This is a genomic window from Hymenobacter qilianensis (genome assembly GCF_014489555.1).
Taxonomy (GTDB): Bacteria; Bacteroidota; Bacteroidia; order Cytophagales; family Hymenobacteraceae; genus Hymenobacter; species Hymenobacter qilianensis.
The window spans coordinates 1,373,040-1,394,921 of record NZ_CP060784.1 but is presented as its reverse complement, the minus strand read 5'-3'; the positions used below and the strand labels follow the sequence as shown (position 1 = coordinate 1,394,921).

20 protein-coding genes are annotated in these 21,882 nt (G+C 55.7%); 10 read left to right on the top strand and 10 right to left on the bottom strand.

What is annotated here, in order from left to right; genetic code table 11:
• Positions 1–33 precede the first annotated feature (33 nt).
• The 6 genes from H9L05_RS06340 (at position 34) to H9L05_RS06315 (ending at position 7,155) form a co-directional block, all read left to right on the top strand.
• A complete protein-coding gene (locus H9L05_RS06340) occupies positions 34–4,320 on the top strand; it encodes a T9SS type A sorting domain-containing protein (protein ID WP_187733466.1) in 4,287 nt (1,428 codons plus the stop codon).
• Positions 4,321–4,479: 159 nt separating this feature from the next.
• Positions 4,480–4,848 carry a BlaI/MecI/CopY family transcriptional regulator gene (locus H9L05_RS06335; protein WP_187733465.1) on the top strand — a complete coding sequence of 123 codons (369 nt, stop codon included), beginning with the start codon at positions 4,480–4,482 and terminating at the stop codon, positions 4,846–4,848.
• Positions 4,848–5,039 carry a hypothetical protein gene (locus tag H9L05_RS06330; RefSeq protein WP_187733464.1) on the top strand — a complete coding sequence of 64 codons (192 nt, stop codon included), beginning with the start codon at positions 4,848–4,850 and terminating at the stop codon, positions 5,037–5,039. The genes H9L05_RS06335 and H9L05_RS06330 overlap by 1 nt, the downstream gene beginning before the upstream one ends.
• A gap of 8 nt (positions 5,040–5,047) precedes the next feature.
• Positions 5,048–6,226 carry a M56 family metallopeptidase gene (locus H9L05_RS06325; protein WP_187733463.1) on the top strand — a complete coding sequence of 393 codons (1,179 nt, stop codon included), beginning with the start codon at positions 5,048–5,050 and terminating at the stop codon, positions 6,224–6,226.
• Positions 6,227–6,339: 113 nt separating this feature from the next.
• Entirely contained in the window at positions 6,340–6,834 is a 495-nt protein-coding gene (locus H9L05_RS06320) for a hypothetical protein (protein ID WP_187733462.1), read from the top strand.
• A 63-nt stretch (positions 6,835–6,897) separates the two neighbouring features.
• A complete protein-coding gene (locus H9L05_RS06315) occupies positions 6,898–7,155 on the top strand; it encodes a hypothetical protein (RefSeq protein ID WP_187733461.1) in 258 nt (85 codons plus the stop codon).
• 168 nt (positions 7,156–7,323) lie between these two features.
• Here the strand turns inward: H9L05_RS06315 and H9L05_RS06310 are convergent, their stop codons facing one another.
• Entirely contained in the window at positions 7,324–8,178 is an 855-nt protein-coding gene (locus tag H9L05_RS06310) for a pirin family protein (RefSeq protein WP_187733460.1), read from the bottom strand.
• A 261-nt stretch (positions 8,179–8,439) separates the two neighbouring features.
• Here H9L05_RS06310 and H9L05_RS06305 point away from each other — a divergent pair, with 261 nt between their 5' ends.
• Positions 8,440–10,536 carry a M13 family metallopeptidase gene (locus tag H9L05_RS06305; protein ID WP_187733459.1) on the top strand — a complete coding sequence of 699 codons (2,097 nt, stop codon included), beginning with the start codon at positions 8,440–8,442 and terminating at the stop codon, positions 10,534–10,536.
• A 311-nt stretch (positions 10,537–10,847) separates the two neighbouring features.
• Positions 10,848–11,279 carry a hypothetical protein gene (locus tag H9L05_RS06300; RefSeq protein WP_187733458.1) on the top strand — a complete coding sequence of 144 codons (432 nt, stop codon included), beginning with the start codon at positions 10,848–10,850 and terminating at the stop codon, positions 11,277–11,279.
• An 11-nt stretch (positions 11,280–11,290) separates the two neighbouring features.
• On the opposite strand, the gene H9L05_RS06295 is transcribed toward H9L05_RS06300, so the two are convergent.
• From H9L05_RS06295 to H9L05_RS06280, 4 genes are all read right to left on the bottom strand, one after another.
• Positions 11,291–12,007: a haloacid dehalogenase type II gene (locus H9L05_RS06295; RefSeq protein ID WP_187733457.1), complete on the bottom strand. Its 717-nt coding sequence runs from the start codon at positions 12,005–12,007 to the stop codon at positions 11,291–11,293.
• Between the two features lie 108 nt (positions 12,008–12,115).
• Entirely contained in the window at positions 12,116–13,054 is a 939-nt protein-coding gene (locus tag H9L05_RS06290) for a proline iminopeptidase-family hydrolase (protein ID WP_187733456.1), read from the bottom strand.
• A gap of 72 nt (positions 13,055–13,126) precedes the next feature.
• Positions 13,127–13,894: a creatininase family protein gene (locus tag H9L05_RS06285; protein WP_187733455.1), complete on the bottom strand. Its 768-nt coding sequence runs from the start codon at positions 13,892–13,894 to the stop codon at positions 13,127–13,129.
• 61 nt (positions 13,895–13,955) lie between these two features.
• Complete coding sequence (locus H9L05_RS06280; protein ID WP_187733454.1) at positions 13,956–14,546, bottom strand: DUF4269 domain-containing protein; 591 nt, start codon at positions 14,544–14,546, stop codon at positions 13,956–13,958.
• A gap of 132 nt (positions 14,547–14,678) precedes the next feature.
• Between H9L05_RS06280 and aspA the strand changes: the two genes are divergently transcribed.
• Positions 14,679–16,085: an aspartate ammonia-lyase gene (gene aspA, locus H9L05_RS06275; protein ID WP_187733453.1), complete on the top strand. Its 1,407-nt coding sequence runs from the start codon at positions 14,679–14,681 to the stop codon at positions 16,083–16,085.
• 68 nt (positions 16,086–16,153) lie between these two features.
• Here the strand turns inward: aspA and H9L05_RS06270 are convergent, their stop codons facing one another.
• The 4 genes from H9L05_RS06270 to H9L05_RS06255 form a co-directional block, all read right to left on the bottom strand.
• On the bottom strand, positions 16,154–17,077 hold the full coding sequence (locus tag H9L05_RS06270; protein ID WP_187733452.1) for an alpha/beta fold hydrolase: 924 nt from the start codon (positions 17,075–17,077) through the stop codon (positions 16,154–16,156).
• A gap of 207 nt (positions 17,078–17,284) precedes the next feature.
• Entirely contained in the window at positions 17,285–18,001 is a 717-nt protein-coding gene (locus H9L05_RS06265; protein ID WP_187733451.1) for a 3-ketoacyl-ACP reductase, read from the bottom strand.
• A 178-nt stretch (positions 18,002–18,179) separates the two neighbouring features.
• Complete coding sequence (locus tag H9L05_RS06260) at positions 18,180–18,446, bottom strand: acyl carrier protein (protein WP_187733450.1); 267 nt, start codon at positions 18,444–18,446, stop codon at positions 18,180–18,182.
• 306 nt (positions 18,447–18,752) lie between these two features.
• Positions 18,753–19,319 (bottom strand): GNAT family N-acetyltransferase, encoded by a 567-nt coding sequence (locus H9L05_RS06255; protein ID WP_187733449.1) that lies wholly within the window; start codon positions 19,317–19,319, stop codon positions 18,753–18,755.
• Positions 19,320–19,768: 449 nt separating this feature from the next.
• On the opposite strand from H9L05_RS06255, the gene H9L05_RS06250 reads away from it, so the two are divergent.
• Positions 19,769–20,323: a hypothetical protein gene (locus H9L05_RS06250; RefSeq protein ID WP_187733448.1), complete on the top strand. Its 555-nt coding sequence runs from the start codon at positions 19,769–19,771 to the stop codon at positions 20,321–20,323.
• Positions 20,324–20,402: 79 nt separating this feature from the next.
• On the opposite strand, the gene H9L05_RS06245 is transcribed toward H9L05_RS06250, so the two are convergent.
• Positions 20,403–21,737 carry a TPM domain-containing protein gene (locus H9L05_RS06245; RefSeq protein ID WP_187733447.1) on the bottom strand — a complete coding sequence of 445 codons (1,335 nt, stop codon included), beginning with the start codon at positions 21,735–21,737 and terminating at the stop codon, positions 20,403–20,405.
• Positions 21,738–21,882: the final 145 nt, after the last annotated feature.

Sequence of the window (21,882 nt, the reverse complement as noted above, 5' to 3'; positions counted from 1 at the left end):
CCTGGATCTTTTCAAAACGACATAATCGTCTATATGACAAGTTTTTACAAAAACGCTTGGAAGCTTGGGCAGTTGCCGGCTTTTCTGGTTTGCCTGTTTCTCTTCAGCACGCAGCAAAGCTGGGGACAGACGCCCGCTCAATTAGCCACTGGAACTTATACTCAGACATTTGACGAGATAGGAAGTGGTGCAGCGGTAACCGTGCCTACGGGTTTTCTTTTCTCAAGCGAAGCTGCTCCCACCTACACAAGTGCCAGTAACTATAAGGTTACTACAGCCGCCGCTAACGGCACAAATTTCACTGCTGGTGGCACCTATAATTTCGGTGCTGCGGCTGTTTCCACGGACCGTGCAATTGGTTTCCTATCCAGTGGCTCCGTCCTTCCTCCCCGCCATATTCTGCTCGCAATCCAGAATACAACAGGTGCCGTAATTCAGGATTTAAACGTCCAGTTTTTATTTGAAAAGTACCGCACAAACACACGAGGCTACGAATGGAAGTTCTTTACTAGTACCGACGGAAGCTCATGGACGGCACGGACGGATGGTGATCAGGCCTTTGCAGGCGGAGTAAACACCTACCACTATCCTCCTGTTTCGGTGTCCAAGTCAGCCCCGTTACTTGGTGTCAATATCGCGCCAAATGCTACTTATTATCTGCGGTGGACCTACCAAAGCTCAGAGGGAACCCTGATCACAAATGCTCAGGGTATTGGTATAGATGATGTTACGATAACGGCAACGTTAGAAGGTGGTACCCCACCTACCCCGGCAGCCAGCATCACTACTGCAGCTTCTGCTTTCAATAGCCCTTATTGCATTACGGCTTCTAACGGAAGCACTCCCTTCAATGTAGCCTATACCAGCAGCGTCACCTTCACGGGCGCGTTCAAAGTGCAGCTGTCAAATGCTTCGGGTGAATTCCCGACTAACCTGACTGATAACATTATCGGTAACGGCACTAGCTCCCCAATTGCGGCAGCTATCCCGGCTGGTACGCCAAGCGGCACTAAGTATCGTGTGCGGGTTGTAAACGATGCGCCCGCTACGTATGGCTCCAACAACGGCTCTGACCTGGTCGTAAGCTTAACCTCCGACAGCAACCCGGTGACCGTGACGCCGGCCAATGCTCAGACGGTAATTGCTACCGGGACAGGAGATGCCCTCACCGCTAGTGCTGCCGCTACTTCTACCTTCACTTGGCTTTATGGCACTAGTGCAGCCGGGCCGTATACTTCGGCTATCGGCGGGGCTACTTCGGCTACTTACACCATTCGGGGGGCAGATTTTCCTGGTGTAGGCACTTACTATCTGGTTGCGAAAGCAACTGTCACTACCGACTGCGGCACGGCTACGGGCCTGAGTGCGCCCATTACAGTAACTGTATCGGCGCCTCCTACTACTCCTGCCTTGCTCGTATCAGCTTCCACCCTTTCCGATTTTGGTAGTCTGGCCGTAGGGGCCGGAACCGGGCTGAAGAGCTTTATGGTGGAAGGCAATAATTTAAAAGGAGGTATCATCATCACGCCGCCGGCTGGTTTTGAAATCCGGACTGGCAACAACCCATTCGCCTGCTGCACTATCGAGCTGCAGCCGGCCGGCGGCAATGTGCCTAGCACTACCATTGACGTTCGCTTTGCTCCAACTGCTCCCCAGTCGTATAGCGAATCGATTCCGGTGCAGAGCGCCGGCTTGCCCGATCAGTCGGTAGCAGTTACCGGCACAGGCGTCAATCCTGTTTATCCGGCTGCGCTAAGCACTGCGGCCATCACCGGGCTAACCCCGACCAGCGCCAACACCGGTGGTACCGTAGCAGCCGATGGCGGCAGCGCGGTAACAGCGCGTGGCATTGTGTGGGCTAAAACTGCTAATCCGACTATCTCAGTTACTACCAAAACGGTTGATGGCACCGGTACGGGTACTTTCGCTAGTGCTATAACTGGCTTAGTGCCAGGCACAGCTTACTTCGTGCGTGCTTATGCCACCAATGGTGTAAGCACTTCTTATGGTGAGGAGATTTCCTTTACTACCGTAATGGTGCCGCTGGCCGCCGAGCCAACCACTCAGGCTACGCTCACAGCCAGCCAAGTAGCCAGCACCTCGCTCCAATTGAACCTAAAAGGCGGAGATGGCAAAAAGCGCCTCGTGGTAGCCCGCCGCGGCAGCGCCGTAGATGCTGTGCCCACTGATGCTACCACGTACACTGCGGATGCAGAGTTCGGTAAAGGTAGCGTGCTAGGTGTAGGCAACTTTGTGGTGTACAACGGCACCGGCGACAACGTGACCGTAACGGGGCTCCGCGCCAATGCTACTTATCATTTTTCGGTCTTCGCCTTCAATGATAACGATACGCCCTACGCCGAAAACTACATGGTAACTTCTCCAGGTACTTTAGTTCAGGCAACTTCAGCTGCTCCTGCTGCTCTGCTGCTGGAAGAAAACTTCGACTACGCAGCTGGCTCTCTGCTAACGGCTAATGGCTGGGCAGCACACAGCGGCGCGGGTACTAACTCAATTGCCGTTACGTCAACCGATGGCCTGACTTACTCCGGCTACAGCGCCAGCAGTGGCAAAGCAGCCGCTACCGTTGGTAATGGCGAAGATGTTAACCTGAAGTTTAAAGAGCCTGTGTACGCCGGTACGCCGGTATATACTTCTTTGCTGGTAAACGTTGCGAGTGTGGGTGCTGACTATTTTTTCCATCTTGGACCCGCAGCAATAGGCTCTACTTTCAAGGCACGCGTATTTACACGGGCTGGTTCTACGTCGGGTACAGTACAGTTTGGTATCACTGGCAACGGTGGAATCGTTACTTATACGACCGCGAATTATCCGTTGAATGCTACCCATTTATTGGTAGTCAAATACGACTATGATGAGGTCAGCAGTACGACTAAGTTGTTCGTCAATCCGGCAGCCGACGCAGAGCCTGTTACGGCAAGTGCTGAAGTGGCCGAATTAGGTGGTTCGCCTGCTAATATTGGCGCAGTGGCAATTCGTCAAGCTACCAGCCTTCCGAAACTGACAATCGATGGTATTCGGGTGGGAAATAGTTACCGGGTAGTGCGTACGGGCCTTATTTGCCTAGAGCCGGTGCCCGCCTTTACGGCGACTACGGCTTGTGTAGGCTCCGCAACTGCCTTCACGGACGCTTCTAAAGTCATTGAATCCAACGCTACGTATGCTTGGGATGTAGAGAGTGATGGCAAAGTGGATTATACAAACGTTGGCAACATCAGCCACACGTACGCTGCCGCCGGCACCTACACAGCTACACTGGTTATTACGCAGGGCGCTTGCTCTGCTACCTACACCCAGAAAGTAACGGTGCGTGAGTTGCCAACCGCAACCTTAAGCGGCACTGCTACCGTTTGTGCCGGCACTTCTACTTCGTTGAGCGTTGCTCTCACGGGCACGGGCCCTTGGAACCTGACGTACACGGACGGCACCACGCCGGTCGCGGTTACGGGCATCACCAACTCTCCTTATGTGGTTTCAGTTAGTCCTGCTGCTACTTCCACCTATTCCTTGCTGGCAGTATCGGACGCCAACTGCGCGGGTGCTGCCTTCACGGGCACAGCCGTTGTGACGGTTAATCCGCTGCCCGTACCAACCATTACTGCTACACCTTCCAATGACGTGTACACGGGCGGCGTTGCCACCAACCTCTACCTCGGCTACGGCTCACAGAGCCTGACCCTGACGGCTGCTGGTGGCACTAAGTATAGCTGGAGCGGCCCGGCTGGCCTCAGCAAAAGCGATATTGCTAACCCCGTATTCACTGCAAGCAAGCCCGGTACTTTCGTCTACACCGTGACGGTCACGAACCAGTTTGGCTGCGTTGCTACCAAGGCCGTGACTATAAAAGTGGTTGATGTGCGTGGTGGTAAGAAAAACGCACAAATTCTGCTCTGCCACAACGGCGTCAGCACCTGGGAAGATGTGGATGCTGTGAAGGGCCACCTTGTAATGCACAATGAGCAGCTCGGTAGTTGCGCTGGTAATACGCTTACTGCTTCGGCCGCAGCCTCTGCGGTAGCTACCGAATATGCCGCTACGGCCCATGTGTTTGAAGCGTATCCTAACCCCTTCACAGAGCGTGCTACCCTGCGCTTCCGCGCCGCCGAAACCGGGAAAGCGCAGCTGCTGGTCTACAATTCGGTAGGCAAGCTGGTCGCTACTATCTATGATGGCGTAGCAGAAGGCGGCCGCACCTATGAGTTCGCGGTAGAAGGCGCCGCCTTGGCCGAGGGCGTGTACACCTGCCGCCTGACTACCAACGGAAAAGTAGAAACCAAACGCCTGGTGCTGGTCAAGTGACCTGCTCCGCGCATAATGGCGCAATATTTTGTTGCTATGAAAAAAGCCCCTCAGAGTCTGTCTGGGGGGCTTTTTTGTGCCGCATTTATTTCTTCTGAAAATTTCTGCAACTAATTACGAATTGTTCGTATAATTACGAAAGTTTCGTAATAATCATTTATGGAAAGACTGACCCAACCCGAAGAGGAGGCCATGCAGGTGCTGTGGCAGCTCAATGGCGGCTTCACCAAGGACGTGCTGGATTTGCTGCCCACGCCTAAGCCGCCTTACACTACACTGGCCTCCACCATCCGCAACCTGGAGCGCAAGGGCTATCTGCGCAGTGAGAAGCTGGGCAACTCCTACCGATTTGCCCCCCAGATTGCCGCCGAAGAATATCGTAAGCGGTTTATGAGCGCCTTTGTGAGCGAGTACTTCAAAAACTCCTACAAGGAAGTCGTGTCCTTCTTTGCCAAGGATCAGAAGATTAGCGCCGAGGAGCTGAAGGAGATTATCGGCATGATTGAGAACGGCCAGCGCAAGGACTAATGACGGCGCTGCTTTTGTATCTGCTGAAGGCAAATGGGGCGCTGTTGCTGTTCGCGGGCCTGTATTATGTGGGGTTGCGGCGGCTCACGTTTTATACCCTGAACCGGGCGTACCTGCTGTTTGCGCTCCTCTTTTCGGCTTTGTATTCAGCCCTGGATGTAGGGCCATATTTGCCCCCCACGAACGCCTAAGCGGTTCGTTGCTTACTATTATTCCCAATTGGTCGGGTACTTTGGCTGCACCAGCAACGCCTGTACTCGGCTGGGCGGATGCTTTGGTTGTCCTCTACTGGACGGGCGTAGCGCTAATGAGTTTGCGCCTGCTGGGAAGGCTGATCTCGCTTTACCGTTTGCACCGAACGGCCGGGCCGAAAATGGTGAAAGGCGTGCTGGTGCGGTGCCTGCCGGGGGCCAATAGCCCGTTTTCCTTTGGGCCATTTATATACTTAAACCCTGAACAGTACCCTGCCGCGGAGCTGCCCGCCATTCTGCACCACGAGCAGGTGCACGTGCGTCAGTGGCACACGTTGGATGTTTTGCTGGCGCAGCTAGGACAGGTGTTGGGCTGGTTTAATCCGGCAGCGTGGTGTCTGGGGAGGGCCATGCAGGAAAACCTGGAATTTCTGACAGATGACGCGGTACTCCGCGCCGGCGTGGTGGCTCCGAAAGAATATCAATACAGCTTGCTCCGTCTCAGCGGCTTGGCATCGGGTGCCTCGCTGGCCAATCATTTCACGCTTCTCACCCTCAAAAACCGAATTGCCATGATGAACAAACCCTCTTCTGCCCGTGCGCATTTGGCGCAATACGCACTCGTGCTGCCGCTTGCCGCCGCGCTGTTTGCCTTCACTACTTTACGCGCCGGGCAACCTGTTTCCTCCAACTCAGCAACCGTGAAAGTCGGTGGTGTGAAGTATTATCTGGATGGGCAGCCCACTGTGCAGTCTGCGGTGGAAAAGCTGAATACGACACCAGATGCCATTGCCAACGTGCAGGTATTGAAGGGTGAAGCGGCCCAGGCGCTGACCAAAGCTGCCGCAAGCGGCGTGGTGGCGGTGACTACTAAAGGCAATGAGCGCCTGCCTGCCGTGGAGATGTTGAATGCTAAAATTATCAAGCTGCTGCCGGAGGCCGATACCAAACCTGAGGAGAAAGTGGTGCCCATCAGCAACCTGCACCCAGATGCGCTGGCTTATATCACGCAGCATTTCCCGGGTCATCGACTAGTTGAGCTGCTGGAGGTAAAAGAAAGCGGCGCAAGCGAGGTGCGCTACAAAGCCGTGATTGCCATGGGCCGCCGTCCTAAGTATGTGGTGTTCGACACGCAGGGCAAGGCGCTAGGAAGCTTTGACGCGACGGGCAAGCCGCTGACCGAATAGAGTATTGTAGCAGAAGAAACTCACCAGAACATAAAATTCATTTATCTCATCCTCATTTATTTCTCATTATGACAAACGGAAAGAAAAAACTCGTGAGCCGTATAGCCAAGTGCTTGTTCATTAGTTCATTAGTTGTTGCCGTAAACGTAAGTGCCGCTGCCCCCGCTGCCTATGCCACCGTCCCAACTACCGTGGTACAGAATGCAGTAGGCTTACCCGATGGTGTGTTGTATTATGTAGATGGCCAGAAAGTGAGCAAGGAAGTGGCTGAAAAGATGAATCCTGCTAGCATCGCTATGGTGAACGTCCTCAAGGGCGCTACTCTCCGCCAGATAGTGGGCAATGTACCCGAGACGCAGGTTATCTTGATTACGACCAAGGGCAACGAAAACGCGGCTCTGGTGGTGGAACTGAATAAAAAGCTGAACCGTAGCGTAGACCTTACCAATAAGCTGCTGCTCGTGGATGGCCAGCAGGTGACGCTGACAGAAATGGAGCGCCTGCTGCCTAGCCAACTTCAGCAAGTAACGGTGTTGTCGGCGGACGATGCTGTGAAGGCTTACGGCGAAAAAGGCAAAAACGGCTCGGTGTCAATAACGACTAAGTAGCTGCTTTGGCAAACCCCGGCACTCGCCTGCCGCGTAAACGGTGGTACTACTTACCCGCCTGCCATGCCGCTCCACCGCCTTTTATTCGATAAGCTCAACAAGATTTATGAGCCGTCCGCCACGATTGATGATGTGTTTAAAGGCCACGATATCACCTTCGTGACCAACGAAAACGGCGAGCCCGTTACGCTGTTCATCGGCAAGCGCCGCCCCGATGGCGTAATCATCGGTGAGCGGTACAAGCGCACCATCAAGCGGGCACCCGGTGATGCTCAGACAGCAGCAAGCCATTGGGACCTGAAGGGTAAATCACACATGTAAAAAGCCCCCAGATACTTTCTGGGGGCTTTTTATTGCCTTTCAAAGCTCAAGGCGGTCATGCAGAGCGGTAACGAAGCATCTCGCTCGCGGTAGTGGGATTACTAACCTCTCATCAGGACGCGAGATGCTTCGTTACCGCTCTGCATGACCGCCTTTTAAAAGAAATTATTATCCTTCCCAGGTGCCGAATTTGCCCGCGCGGTAATCCTGGTAGGCTTGCTGAATCTCGGCATCGGTGTTCATCACGAAGGGGCCGGCAGCTACAATGGGCTCCTGAAACGGAGCGGCATGACCTAGCAGCACCACGGCATCGGTGAGGGCTTCGATGTGCAGGTCGTCGCCATCGTAGTTGAACTCCAGCAGGCGGCGCGCTTCGGTTTGCTCGCCGTTCACGCGCACTTGGCCCCGGATGGTGTAAAAGAAAATGGTGCGCTCAGCGGGAATAGTCAGCGCCAATTTGCTCCCCGCCTTCATTTCCACAGTGGCCAGCTGAATATCGGTGAGGGGTTGCATGGCGCCGGCCGTGCCCAGCCAGTTGCCCGAAACAGCATTAATGACCACCCGGCCTTCATCTTGCTTTATTTCCGGGATGTCGGCTTTTTGCAGACCAGTGTACTGGGGTTCGGTCATTTTGTGCTTGGCCGGCAGATTTACCCACAGCTGCAAAATCTCTAGGTCGCCGCCGGTGCGCTTGAAGGCGGGCGACGATATTTCGGCGTGAATAAGGCCGCTGCCAGCCGTCATCCACTGAATACCGCCAGCCTCAATCACACTTTCGTGGCCACCGGAATCTTGGTGCATAATGTCGCCGGCCAGAATAAACGTCACCGTCTCGAAGCCGCGGTGGGGGTGTGGGCCGAAAGGTAAGCCGCGGTTGTTGGGCCGATATACCTGCGGGCCGTGGTGGTTCAGAAACAGAAAAGGATCGAGATGATCGACCGACTGCGTGGGCAGAGCCCGATAGGTAATCAAGTCGGCGATAGGGGCGCTAACGGCTTGGTGCTGTTGCTTGATGGTGCGCATAAGCTGGGGGGTAAATATCAGGTAGAAGGGCCGGCAACAGAGCGTCGGCGGCTTTTGTGGAGGAATACCATTTGGCTGGTCAGATAGTTTTTGACGGGTTGCCTGATGGGCTGCTGGCTATAGATTACGCTAACGGTGTTAATTTGTAAAGCGCTGAAGCGCCATGCCCGCATGATTTGCCTGCTACCAGCAGGTGCAGCCAGCAGCAGGCAAGGGAGTCTTTCAGCGGCTTTTTACCTCCATTCTTTTCTACTCGCCTCTATGAAAAACCATTATACCCTAACGCTGAGTCTGGCTGCGGGTTTACTGCTGGCCGGCTGCGCTACCAGCACGCCGCCAGCTACTACCGCTGCTACTGCTACACCTGCGCCAGTTGCCGAAGCTAATATCAAGGGAGTAGGCATTGATGTTGCTGACCTTGACCGCTCCGTTGATCCTTGTGAGGATTTCTTCCAATTTTCGGGCGGTACGTGGCTCAAGAATAACCCCATTCCGGCCTACGCTTCCAGCTGGGGACCGCGCAACCTGCTCGGCGACCGTACCCAAGCCCTGCTGCGCCAGCTCTTGGAAGAAGCCGCTGCCAACACCAGCGCCGAAAAGGGCAGCAATGCTCAGAAAGTGGGCGACTATTACGCCTCCGGCATGGATTCGATGGCCATTGAAAAGGCCGGTACCGCTGCCCTAAAGCCTGAATTGGCCCGCATTGCCGCTACCAAAGACCTTAAGAGTCTGCCTACTACGGTGGCCTATCAGCACCAACTGGGTACAGGGGCCTTTTTCCGGGCCGGTGTGTCGCCCGACCGCAAGAATAGCACGGTGTACGCCGTCAACCTGAACCAGGGCGGCTTGAGCATGCCCGACCGCGACTATTACCTCAAGGATGATGCGCGCTCCAAGGCTGTGCGGGATGCCTTCGTCACGTACATGACCAATACGTTTCAGCTTATGGGCGACCCGGCTGCAACGGCCTCTAAGAAAGCAGCAGCCATTCTGCGCCTGGAAACTCGACTCGCCAAAGCTTCCAAAACCCGCGTGGAACTGCGTGACCCTAACGCCAACTATAATAAGATGACGGTGGCGGCCTTCCACCAGCAGTTTCCGGCCATTGGCCTGCCTACTATTCTGGCCCAAAACAAGCTCGGTGCCGCCAAGGAAGTTATTGTCGGGCAGCCGCAGTTTTTTCAGGAGCTGAACGCCGTACTGAAAACCGAGCCGCTCGCTGACCTCAAAACCTATCTGCAATGGCAACTGGTTAGCTCCGTGACGTCGGCGTTGCCCAAGGCGTACAGCGACGAAGCTTTCCGGTTTGCGCAGGTACAGAGCGGCGCCAAGCAGCAGCCGGTACGCTGGAAGCGCATGCTGGCCGCCACCGATAACACGCTGGGGGAGGCCTTTGGCCAACTCTACGTAGATAAAGCCTTCTCGCCCGAAGCCAAGCAAAAGGCCCTAGATATGGTGGCCAATGTGAAGGAATCGATGGCAGAGCACATACAGAGCAACACCTGGATGAGCGCGGCCACCAAGGCTGAAGCCCTGAAAAAGCTCAACGCGCTGCGCGTCAAAATCGGCTACCCCGACAAGTGGAAGGACTATTCGGCCCTGACCATCTCGCGCGACTCGTACCTGCAAAACGTGCTGAACGCCCGCAAGTGGAACTATCAGCAGAACGTGCAGAAGTACGGGCAGCCCATCGACCGCAACGAGTGGGGCATGACGCCGCCCACCATCAATGCTTACTACAACCCGCCGATGAATGAAATCGTGTTTCCGGCCGGTTACCTCCAACCTCCCTTCTTCGACCCTAACGCTGACGACGCGGTGAACTATGGTGCCATCGGAGGTGTGATGGGCCACGAAATCACGCACGGCTTCGACGACCAGGGTCGGCAGTACGACTCCCAGGGTAATTTGCGCGACTGGTGGACGAAAGAGGACGCCGAGAATTTCACGAAGCGCGCCGCTATCGTAGGCCAACAGTACGATGCCTTCTCGCCCCTCGACTCGGTATATGTAAACGGCAAGCTGACGATGGGCGAAAATCTGGCTGACTTCGCGGGTCTCACCATTGTGTACGCCGCTTTGCAAAAGCAATTGCAGAAAAAGTACGGCAACGGTCCGCGCCCCAAAATCGACGGGTTCACGCCGGAGCAGCGCTTTTTCCTTTCGTGGGCCCAGCTGCGCCGCACCAACATCCGGCCCGAAGCCCTGCGTCAGCAGGTGCTCACCGATCCGCACTCGCCGGGCCAGTACCGCACCATCGGCCCGCTCATGAATATGCCCCAATTCTACGAGGCGTTCGGCTGCAAGGAAGGCCAGAAAATGGTTCGCGCCGAAGCTGACCGGGCCAAGATCTGGTAGCGTTTTCTGTGAATTATTGACAAAAAAGCCCCCCAGCATACTGTTGGGGGCTTTTATGCCTTCTATAAATAGGTGGTTATGCAGAGCGGCGCGACGCATTTTCTGGCCTTCTTTGCAGCCGAACGCTTCGTTGAGTTACCATTGCAACATCAGCACGCGAGATGCTTCGCGCCGCTCTGCATGACGTGCTTTAGAAACAACTGCATTAGGAAGACTTCGCATTGCTCTGCGTAGGTGATTCTGCGGACGAGCTTCAGAGTCATGACGCATTGCCTGATGACGGCTATATTCGCCCCCAACTACCCGCAACTATGGCTGCTGAGAGGCTCCCCGATCTGCTCGAAACCACCTACCGATCCGACCTGAACCTGTTCGTCGGGCGCTGGGGCTACCAACCTCCCATTGAGGTGTTGCCTCACACTTATAAAAAGCTTACCCAGAGCGCGCTAGCTACTGGATGCCGCTTCTGGCTACAGGATATTCGGCGGCGTACGCTCAACGATCCGGCCATCACCCGCTGGCTGTTCACCGAGTACTTTTTGGATATGGCTGCGCAGCTGGGCGGTCGCCTGTATGTAGCTTATCTCACGAGCCCGACGCTGCTGGAAATCATTATCAACGGGCCCGGCTACGAAGTGCCCCACGCTTCCGACTACCAGCCCTTTGCCGTGGCTTTTTTCAGCAATGAAGGCGATGCGATGGAGTGGGTCAGTCAGGCGCAAACCCGAGACTCGCTAGCGTAAGCCTAACGGCACTAAGGTCGCTGGGGGGCTTTTTTGTCGATAATCTGCTTAGCTACTTCCGGCAGCGTTTTGCCCTGATAAGTGGGCGACGGCGCCAGCGGATACAAGGTCTGGCCTTTGCGGGCAATGAAACCCGCCGCGAGGCCGGCGTGCAGCGCGCCCGCAATATCCCAGCCGTGAGCGGCAACCAGGATAGCGGAAGCGGGCTCCGCTCCGGCCTGGCGCGCGGCAGTATGATAGACGTCGAGCTGCGGTTTGTAGCGGCGCTGATCATCCACACTCAGGCCCTGCTCGAAGTAATGAATGATGTCGGCGTAGCGCAGCTGCTCGTCGAGTACGCTACGCGTGGAGTTAGTGAGCGCCACCAGCGAATAACCGGCTTTAGCGAGCATTTTCAGGCCATCGGGCACGTCTTTGTGCGCCGGCAACTCGGTCATGAGAGCCAAAAGCTTATGCTTCTCAGCCGACTTCAGCGTTCTTTCCTGTAGCATAGCGGCCGTCATATCCAGGGCCGCGTCGCCGATGGTGCGGAAGTCGTGGTAGTGATTGGTCACCGTATCGACCAAGGAATACTGGAGCAACAGCCCAAACCACTGCTGAAAAGCTGCTTTGTTGTTGAAGGCTTTGATGAGCGCGTTTTTCAACTTGCTCATGTCCAGCAACGTTTCGTTTACGTCGAAGAGGATAACCTTGGAATTACTGGTAGAGGTAGAGCGGGGCTGCTGCATAAGTGAATAACGACTGACCAAAGGAACAAGTAGACCTGCATACGTAGCGACCGTTTACACAGACTGCTACTACCCGTTTTTTGGCGCGAAACGGAATAGAAATTCGGCTTACTTCTGCTTGTGCAAAAATGCCCGAACGGTCTGGAAGTATTGCTCCGGCACTTCCCAATAAGCCTTGTGGGAGGCATTTTCGAAGACTACCAACTGTGAATTAGGCGTTTGCTTCTGAAAATAAGCCACCGTGGCGGGCGCGGCTTCATCGAAGCGGCCACATAGGTAAAGCACTGGCACGGTGAGCTTTTTGAGGTCGTTGGCGCGGGAGTAGTTTTTCAGCGTACCAGTGGCTTGGGCTTCATCGGGTCCCCACATGGTCTCGTACACCTGCATGCCGAACGTTGGGTTCGGCGGCATCGGGCCGTTGCGATATAAGTGCCGGCGGTTGTAAAGCGTGACGGCCTCTTTATACGCCTGTTTGCTTGGCTCATCGGTGGCGGCGTACAGGCGCATGGCTTTTTGCTGGGCGGGCGGCAGCTGAGCAATGTAACGCTCCGCATCCTGCACCCAACGCTTGGTATCTAGCAACGGGCTCGACTGAATAAGACTGACGACGGTGGGAGGCTTTTTGGTAAGCAAATACTCGGTGGCCAGCGTGCCGCCCCAGGAGTGACCCAGCAAATGCAGTTTTGGGTAGCCTAGCGCCGCTATTATCTGCTCTAACTCGGTTACAAACCGCTCCAAGGTCCAGAGTTGCGGGTTGTCGGGCTTATCCGATTTGCCGCAGCCCAGCTGATCGTACATAATGACCGGCCGCTCATCGGCCAGCGCCACAAAGCCCTCGAAGCTGCCGCTTCCCGAACCCGGTCCGCCGTGCAGAAGGAGCAAGGGAATTCCTGGTTTGTCGGCCCCCAGCACTTTATACCAAACTTTGCCCCCCGGCACGGTGATATAGCCTTCTTTCATAGTTGGTTGAGCCTGTACGGCAAAGCCCAGCGCCCAACAAATGGTGGCAAGTAACAGCGTGCGACGTGACAGGAGAAAATGCTTCATAGAATCAAAAGTGGAGCGGGAGTGGCATGCTTAAACTTGCACAAACTTCCGTAGATGAGGTAGCGAAATTGTCTATTCGTATAGGTCCTGCGGATCGGCGGCGGCCAGATCAACTAAGAATTGCCCGATGTTGGTGGTCACCACTTCCAGAAAAGCCGCGCCTTTTTCAGCCGTCGCCTCGGCTGGGTCGCCCACACCGGTATCTGCTGATACCTTGCTCCACTCGCGCTGCGCCCATGCCCAGCCTTGCTGAAAGGCTTTGACTTTGAATTGCTTGGATGCGCCGTCGCCGGCTTCGGACAGTGGGCGGACCAGCTGGGGGGCAATGTGCAGCATGGCGCTGGTTTCCATAGCGTCGGCATGGTCGCCGGGGGCGATGAAAAACTGGCTGCGGTCGGCAGCCTTATACCAGTTGAGGGTGCAGAGAAAGACACTCGGAAACTCTGCCTGCAGCTCGCGCAATATCTGCCGAAAGTCGTTGCCGCCGTGGCCATTGAGCACCACCAGCTTCGGAATACCCTGCCGGGCCAGCACCTGCACCATATCGCGCAGAATAAGCAGCTGGGTGCTGGGGTTCAGATTCATATCGAGCGTAATATCCAGCTGGCCAGTGTTTACGCCGAAGGGTATGGTGGGCAAAACCACCAGTTTTGCCCCCCGCTCCCAGGCTTTGCGGGCTGCTTCGGCCGCCACGTAGTCGCACTGGTAGTTGTCGGTAGCGTAGGGGAGGTGGTAATTATGCGCCTCGGTGGCGCCCCAGGGCAGCACCACTACTTCGTACTTCGTTTCTTTCACCTGTTGCCAGGTGGTTTCGGCAAGGATATAGGGGCGTGGAGTCATAGGGTAAGAGCTAGAAAAGAAGGCTGCTTGGCAGCTATAAGATGAGGTGGAACGCTGGACATCAACCTACGTCAGGCAGCGCCGGAAGATTAGCCATCCACATGCGAATTTCCTCTATGCTTTTGCCTTCCAACGACAGTATGGCCTCATACGGGTTGCCGCGCAGCTGCAAGAGGGTCGCAAAAGCGGGCTCCGTCTTCAGGCCTTTTTCTTTCAGCTGGCGCACGGCTGTGCGCCACGCTTCGCCCCCGGCTTGCAGCACCACGTCTTCCACAATCATATGCCGAAAGGCGTGTTGGACTTCCGTAGGACAATCCTGCCCAAAAATCTCCACCTCAAACTCCTGGTACCGAAAGCAGCACACCACTGACGTGCGGTGGTTGATGATTTTCTGCGCTAGCGCAAACTCGGGAAGGTGGGCATAGTGGGAGCGGAGTAGCTCGGTGAAAGAAGACACCTCAGCAGGAGCTACGGCACACAGCACGTCGAGGTCGCTGCTGGCAATGTCAATGTCCAGCGGAATGGTGCCGGCCAGCACGGGATCAAAATCGCGCAGCGTGGCGAGCACACCTAAGTTTTGCAAGGTGACATACGCTAGTTGCTGGCGCGGGGTACCCGTTTGTAAGTAGCCTATATCCTTCCAGTTTGTCATTGTACCCCAATTATCGGCCCTTTTGCGCTGCTAACTGACATAACCCAGGGAATAGCACGCGCCGCCCCTCACAATTGCCGACCTCCTCCGTTACTTTGCGTAGACAAGCTACCCCTTGAAATCCACCCACCCATGCAAACTTCCCGACTCGAGCACGACTTTCTTGGCGAACGGGCCATTCCTACTGATGTATACTACGGCATTCAGACGCTGCGCGCCCTCGAGAATTTCGATATTACGGGTATTCCACTCCGGTCGGAGCCGTTGTTTGTGCAGGCACTGGCTTATGTAAAAAAGGCTGCTGCCCTGGCCAACCGCGACTTAGGCGTGCTCGACTCAGCCATTGCCGAGTGCATCGTGCAGGCCTGCGACCGGGTCGCGGCCGGCGAGTTCGATAGCCAGTTTACCACCGATATGATTCAGGGTGGCGCGGGCACTTCGGTAAACATGAACGCCAACGAAGTCATTGCCAACGTGGCGCTGGAGCTGATGGGCAAGCAGAAAGGCGAGTATCAGTTCTGCCACCCCAACAACCACGTCAATTGCTCCCAGTCGACCAATGACGCGTATCCTACGGCCTTTCGTATTGCTTTGAATAATAAGCTGGTGGGCTACAGCCAAGCGCTGGGACAATTGGCCGATGCGTTTGCGGAAAAAGGCGTCGAGTTTCGGAATGTGCTCAAAATGGGCCGCACCCAACTCCAAGACGCCGTACCTATGAGCATGGGCGACGAGTTCAAGGCCTTTGCGACCAACCTGCGCGAGGAGCTGCTGCGCATTGAAGACAGCCGCAGCCTCATCAGCGAGATTAATATGGGCGCTACGGCCATCGGGACGCGGGTAAATGCGCCGGCTGGCTATGCCGAAACCGTAACCGAGCACCTGCGCCAGATTACGGGCCTCGATTTAATACTGGCCGGCGACCTGATTGAAGCCACCTACGATACGGGCGCCTACGTGCAGCTCTCAGGGGTGCTAAAGCGCACGGCCGTGAAGCTTTCCAAGATCTGCAACGACCTGCGCCTGCTGTCCTCCGGCCCCCGTACGGGCATCAATGAAATAAATTTGCCCCCCTTGCAGCCCGGATCCAGCATTATGCCCGGCAAAGTGAACCCCGTAGTGCCGGAAGTAGTCAACCAAACGGCCTTCTATGTTATCGGGGCCGACCTGACCGTGACTATGGCCGCCGAGGCTGGTCAGCTGCAACTCAATGTAATGGAGCCAGTTATCTCTTTTGCTCTGTTTACCAGTATCTCTTACCTCACCCGCGCCTGCCATACCTTACGCGAGAAATGCGTGATTGGCATTACGGCTAACAAAGAGCACGCGGAGCGACTGGTGCGCAACAGCGTGGGCATTGTAACGCAGCTAAACCCTGTGCTGGGTTACGAAACGGCCTCAGAAATTGCGAAAGAGGCCCTGCGCACCGGCAAATCGGTGTACGATGTAGCCGTAACCGAGCGGCAATTGCTGACCCAAGCCAAATGGGATGAGATATTCACCTTCGAAAACTTGATCAGACCGCACTTTATTCAGTAGCTGATCCAGTAGCTGAACACCCATTGCGGCCCACGGTATAAATGCGTTTCTGCCGTGGGCCGCACCTTTTAACGGTTTTTAGAACTCGTTAACCAGATACCACCCGCTACAATGGCCATTATGCCAAGTACGGCGGCGGTAGTACTCAGGCGGCGGGGCGAAGCGGCAGCAGTTCCACGCGCTTCGACTGCTTCTTCAATAATTTCGCCACTGGTAGCGCGCAGAATCAAGCGAATGGTTTCCTCGGGCTGATCCCACTGCGGAAAGTGTCCACAGTTTTCGAACCACCGCAAGCGGGCATCCGGAAACTTGGCTAGCGCCCGCTTGGCCTGACTCGGAAAACACACCCGGTCTTGCCGGCCCCAGCCAATGATAAGGGGAGCGACAATACTACCCTGTGGAGCGCCTTTCTGCTTCTCCCCGTGAGCTAAGTTATCGAGCAGCTCATCAAATGAGGGAGCTTGGGCGAAGGTGCGCATCTCGTCCAGCGCTACTTGGGGGGCAATTTTCCAGGGCTGGGCTGAGAATTGAGCAAATAGCAGCGTGCGGCCCACGGTGCTACCAGTTAGCTGGGGCATCACTGGCTGTAAGGCACGTACAAGCTTAGTAGAAATGGCCACCGAGTGGTAGAAAAAAGGAATCTCCCAGCCTTCCCAGAACCCACCCGGATCAAGAGACACGACTGTTCCTACCACGCCGCCCCGGCGCGCCAGCTCCAATACCAAGCGCGCGCCCATCGAACTGCCTACCACATCGATGCCCAGCAAGTTTTGGGCGCGTAGGAAATCCGTTACCGCATCAGCCAGCGTAGCAATGGTAACCGGGCCATTCAAAGGGGGCGTATTGCCAAACCCCGGCAGGTCGACGGCAATTACGTCACGTTCAGCAGTGAGGCCATCGAGAATGGTTTGCCAGGAGCGCCAGCTGCCTCCTATGCCGTGTAGCAGTAAAAGTGCCTTTCCGGTACCGCGCCGGATGTGGTGCATATCCATGAGAAAAGAGTAGAAGTGGGAAGATTAAAAAGCCCCCCAGGCGCTACTTGTGAGCGTCTGGGGGGCTTTTCATTCGCGAATCTCGCGTAGGTCGAAGCTGATGCGCTGTACTTTCTACGCGATAGTGATGTGCTTAGATGCTGGGCGAGAAGCTAATAAGCCTAAAAAACGCCGCACCAAAAGACCAATAGGCAGTGCAAGGTCTTGCTACGGATTCGTAGACCACATGCCGGCTTCTTTGATAAACACCCGCCGGTTGAGCTTCAGCTGCGCGATTATAAGCTCGGCCAGATCTTCGGGCTGGGCTACTTTATCCGGGTTGCCATCGGTGAGCTTGTTGCTGACAGCCAACTCAGTAGCGATGGTGCTGGGCGTGAGCGCCGACACCCGGATATTGTGCTTACGCACTTCCTGCATCAACGACTCGGTGAGGCCCATGACGGCAAACTTCGAGGCACTGTAGGCGCTGGTACCCGCTGCGCCGCGCTGCCCGGCCGTGGACGAAATGTTGATGATGTCGCCGGTTTGGCGAGCTATCATCTGAGGCAATACGGCGCGGGTGGCGTAGTACACGCCCATCAGATTTACCTGGATAATGCGCTCCCACTCGGTGGGGTCGAAGTCCAGGAACTTGCCGAAGGTGCCGATACCAGCGTTGTTAATGAGAATATCGATGGGGCCGAGCTCCTGCTCCACGCGGGCCGCAGCGGCTTCCACGGCGGCGCGGTCGGTGATGTCGGCGGCTACTACGGTGGTTTTGCCCCCCAGAGCCTTGATCTCGTCGGCAACGGCCTGAAGCTGCTCCTCGGAGCGGGCCAGCAAGCCCACATGCACGCCTTGCTGAGCCAGCGCCAAGGCTACAGCGCGTCCAATTCCTTTACCTGCGCCCGTCACAAGGGCGACTTTTCCTGCTAATGATTCCATGCAATTTCAGCTAAAAGGGAGAGTGATACACGGCATAACCACCGAAGCCGACAGGTGTTTGGCCGCCTGCGGTAAGTAGCTGGTACACGCCGGGTTCAGTTTTTAGCGAAAAGAGGAATGCCGAGAAAAGCCGTTCAATAGAACGAGCACAAATGCGTCAGTAAGCAGGTGTAGTAGTCTAGGCCATAAGCACCGAGCAGCCCCACTTTTGCCCTACCAACTGATCATTGAGGCAGCTGATGAGTTGCTGCACGGTTTTTACCTGCTCCAGCTCGGTGTCGGGAATGCGGACATGGTAGAGATTTTCGAGGCGAATAACCAGCTCAAAAAAGTCAATCTGATCCATGCCCAAGTCCTCACCAAAGCGGGAATCGTTGGAAGGTTTGGCTGCTAACGTGGGCTTGATGGGCAGGTAGCTATACACCTGCTGCTGAATAGGTAGCATACAAAAGAAATAATAGAAGTTGGAGCAGCGTGCGCCGTTGCAAAGCCGCTTGTAGAAGTAGATAAAGGAAGCCGCTCCCACGCCTGTGGCAGGAGCCCATTCTTAGGCTATACAGACGTATCAACTGGCTTTTTACCTTATCAAGGAATCTGTTTTTTCCTGATACATGAGTGAACACCCCGTAAAAAGGTAGTAAATCCGACGCGAGGCACGCGTCCTAAGCCTAACTAGTAAGACGGTGTAAAAAAGCCCCCCAGAGTCACTCGGGGGGCTTTTTATGATGGATTTATACGCAGCAGTAGTTGCTTATTTCTTCCCAAACCGCTCCAACATCACCGTAGGCTGGTCTTTGTACGTGGTGCGATGGTAGGGCAGGTAGCCAAACTTCTCGGCCAGGCGCAGGGATGCTTTGTTGGCCGGATGAATAATGCACACGGTGCGCACGGCCCCAAAATGCGCGTCGCCCCAGGCAACGGCCGCGGCTACGGCCTCCGTCGCGTAGCCTTTGCCGTGGGCGTGAGCAGCCAGCACCCAGCCAATTTCAGGCGTGCCGTGGTTCGAGGGCACGATATCGCGCTTCGGATCAGCAAAGCCCACGGCACCGATAAAGGCGCCGGTTTCTTTTTCCTCAATGGCCCAGAACCCGTAGCCCATCAGCGCCCAATGCCCAATGCTGCGGAGCATGGTAGCCCATACTTCTTCCTCTACCATGGGGCGGGGAGTCAGGTAGCGGTAAAACTTAGGATCGGCCCACATGGCCACATACTGCTCAAAATCAATGGGTTTGTACCCCCGCATGAGTAAGCGGGCCGTTTCCAGCACGGGTACTTGATGGAGGGGAGGGTTGAGAACCGGGGTAGAAATTGACTGCATAAAGTATAGTTAGTATCGACGCGCTGGCTAAAGTAATAAGTGCAAACATAGAGATGATGCTTATAAATCAGGCTGTGGTGCAAGGCTAGTGCCGGGCGTACGCGCTGGTAACGGCCACTCCCTGCGGCTTCAGTTTTTCTAAGAAGCCATTGATAACAGCTCTGTCGCTTAGTTCAGAATCGAACGCACTGTCCGTAAGCGAACATTTTTTGATGGGCGTCCTTTATTTATATTTTATATAAGCATCTGTATTGCAATAATTTATGCAAGTGGCACGGGTGTTGGAAATTTATCGGTGCCCCTACGATTCAACTGTTCACAACCGCACACACGCTGCTTTTTTCAGCAATGAGCTCGGCAACCAGCAGGGAGATTATGGAGGGGAATAGCCGCTGCCAAGCGGTGCATTTGGTAAAGTCTCCATCATTTCTAACCCCAAACTTTTTATCATGAAAAGCTCCTTCACTTCCGCCGCTTCCGCCTTCGCCGCCCGTTTTGCTTCTACGCCTGAGTCAACTCAAGCCCGGTCGGCATCTTCTGCTTTGGGTTATTTGCGTCGGGCTACCCTGGGCGTGCTCTTGTTTGGTGGTGCTCTGTTCGCCAGCCCCGTAGTGGCGCAGCAACAACCCGTAACCATCGACAAAGTAGAACCCACCGTCTTCCGGGTGCGCACCCAGAACCTAGCCAAAGAGCATGGGCAAGTGCAGGTGTACAGCCTCGTCAACGGCCAGAAACTGTTCGATGAAGCGTTCGACCAATCGTATTATTCCTGCCGCCTCAACTTTGATAATTTGCAGCCCGGCAACTACCTATTGTGCTTCAAGCTCGGAGGGGACAGCTACCGGTACACGTTGCGGGTAAAATCGGATGGTGCCAACGAAGAAGTAGCCGTGCGCAATGTGAAGGTTCGGCTGGGCAAGCAAAGTCAGCAGGTGGCTGCCCTCAACGCTGCCGTGCCTCTAGCAGCAACTCCTCCGCTGGCAGCTAGCGGTAATGGACTGTAATAACCACGAAAGACTTCTAGCAAAAAAGCCCCCAAACATGTTTGGGGGCTTTTTTGGTGTGTGCAGACCTGCGAAACGTTTACCAGGAGCCGCTGTTGTTGTTGGTGTCGTCGAAGTCACCGCCGCCAGTGTCATCAGAAGCGGTGTCGTCGTAGGAGGACGTCTCATCGGCGGAGAAGAAATCGGGCTCTGAACTATTGGCGGGTAAGTCGGAGAAATAATCGGGGCTTGTTTCCTCGACGTTGCCAGTGCCTTCCAGCGCCGGAAAGCCTCCAGAAGTAGCTGCGCCTCCCACACCAGCGGCATAGGTGTTTGCGGGGTCAAGGTTTTGGGGAGCCGTGTTGTCGCCGCCCGCAATGCTGTTGCCGGCTTGGTCAGAGTGTCCGCCCGAGGCCATTCGGTTGCCCAGGTAAGCGCCAGCCGCGGCGGCTGCCCCCGTCGCCAAAATGCCCCCCATGCCGCTGCTCAGGCCACCGCCGCCTCTGTTCATGGTGCCGGTGCCCAGAAAATCAGGAACTGGCTGGCGCGCATGTCCACGGGTGTAGTTGCCAGCCGACCTCGCGGATTGGTTACCCAGGAAATCAGGCGTCTGGTTAGGGTTTTGATTCGGATTCTGATTGGAATAAACAGTCCGGGGCGCGTCCGGAGCCTTACGCCGAAACATCCGCATCACCAGCCACAGGATGCCGCCAATAACCAAGGCTCCAATGGCCATAGTACCGATGCCCATGCCCGGAGACGAAGGCTCAGGCGACGCTTCGGCCGGCCGATAAGGCTCAGAGGCTGGTTCAGAAGCCGCAGGCAACTCATTGTTCAGGCTGGAGCCATCAGTACTTGCCGAACCTGCCGCCCCGCCCAAAGTTGCTGGGCCGGGCGTAGTTGCAGCCTGCTGCTTACCCTGGGGGGCATAATTAGGATTAGCGGCCAACATTAAGGAGTTGAGACCAGTGCGCAGGCCCGCGAAGTAGCGGCCTTGCTTGAAGCTGGGGGCCATTTCTTGGCTGATAACGCGGTTGGTCAACTCCGGCGTAATCTGAGCCCGCAGCCCGCTACCCGCTTGAATGGTGACCTGGCGCTCCTGCCCGGAAAGCAGCAGCACGATGCCGTTGTTTTTGCCGCGCTGCCCAACGCCCCAGGCTTCGCCCAGAGCACGACCGTAGTCGGCCACGGCACGGCCACCCAGCGTGGGCACCGTCACGACAACAATCTGGGTACCGGTGCTATCGGCATAGCGCCGCAGACCGCCTTCCAGGGTTTTAGCGTCGGCGGGGGAGAGAAGCTGCGCCTGATCGGTTACGAAGCGAAAAGGTGAGGGCCGCGGCGGCAGTCCATCAGTGGGCTGCTGCGCGCCTCTTACTGGCCCGCTCAGCCCCGCTGATACGAGCAATAAGATGACAAACAAGAAACGATGCATAGCATAGAGGATGAGGTGGGAGATCAACACTATTTTGCCTTCTACGTCGCTTGTTGTCAAGTGGCTGTAGACCGTAAGCCCTTGACCTAAAACCTCCTTACTCTTTGGTGCATGAAGCTCCTTGGCTGATCTACCGTCATCGAGC

Coding starts and splice junctions, on each gene's coding strand:
- H9L05_RS06245 (WP_187733447.1), bottom strand. CDS start 21,737: ATGCATCGTTTCTTGTTTGTCATCTTATTGCTCGTATCAGCGGGGCTG.
- H9L05_RS06335 (WP_187733465.1), top strand. CDS start 4,480: ATGGAAAGACTGACCCAACCCGAAGAGGAGGCCATGCAGGTGCTGTGG.
- H9L05_RS06305 (WP_187733459.1), top strand. CDS start 8,440: ATGAAAAACCATTATACCCTAACGCTGAGTCTGGCTGCGGGTTTACTG.
- H9L05_RS06315 (WP_187733461.1), top strand. CDS start 6,898: ATGCCGCTCCACCGCCTTTTATTCGATAAGCTCAACAAGATTTATGAG.
- H9L05_RS06280 (WP_187733454.1), bottom strand. CDS start 14,546: ATGACAAACTGGAAGGATATAGGCTACTTACAAACGGGTACCCCGCGC.
- H9L05_RS06330 (WP_187733464.1), top strand. CDS start 4,848: ATGACGGCGCTGCTTTTGTATCTGCTGAAGGCAAATGGGGCGCTGTTG.
- H9L05_RS06265 (WP_187733451.1), bottom strand. CDS start 18,001: ATGGAATCATTAGCAGGAAAAGTCGCCCTTGTGACGGGCGCAGGTAAA.
- H9L05_RS06295 (WP_187733457.1), bottom strand. CDS start 12,007: ATGCAGCAGCCCCGCTCTACCTCTACCAGTAATTCCAAGGTTATCCTC.
- H9L05_RS06340 (WP_187733466.1), top strand. CDS start 34: ATGACAAGTTTTTACAAAAACGCTTGGAAGCTTGGGCAGTTGCCGGCT.
- H9L05_RS06270 (WP_187733452.1), bottom strand. CDS start 17,077: ATGGATATGCACCACATCCGGCGCGGTACCGGAAAGGCACTTTTACTG.
- H9L05_RS06310 (WP_187733460.1), bottom strand. CDS start 8,178: ATGCGCACCATCAAGCAACAGCACCAAGCCGTTAGCGCCCCTATCGCC.
- H9L05_RS06300 (WP_187733458.1), top strand. CDS start 10,848: ATGGCTGCTGAGAGGCTCCCCGATCTGCTCGAAACCACCTACCGATCC.
- H9L05_RS06285 (WP_187733455.1), bottom strand. CDS start 13,894: ATGACTCCACGCCCCTATATCCTTGCCGAAACCACCTGGCAACAGGTG.
- H9L05_RS06260 (WP_187733450.1), bottom strand. CDS start 18,446: ATGCTACCTATTCAGCAGCAGGTGTATAGCTACCTGCCCATCAAGCCC.
- H9L05_RS06290 (WP_187733456.1), bottom strand. CDS start 13,054: ATGAAGCATTTTCTCCTGTCACGTCGCACGCTGTTACTTGCCACCATT.
- H9L05_RS06255 (WP_187733449.1), bottom strand. CDS start 19,319: ATGCAGTCAATTTCTACCCCGGTTCTCAACCCTCCCCTCCATCAAGTA.
- aspA (WP_187733453.1), top strand. CDS start 14,679: ATGCAAACTTCCCGACTCGAGCACGACTTTCTTGGCGAACGGGCCATT.
- H9L05_RS06250 (WP_187733448.1), top strand. CDS start 19,769: ATGAAAAGCTCCTTCACTTCCGCCGCTTCCGCCTTCGCCGCCCGTTTT.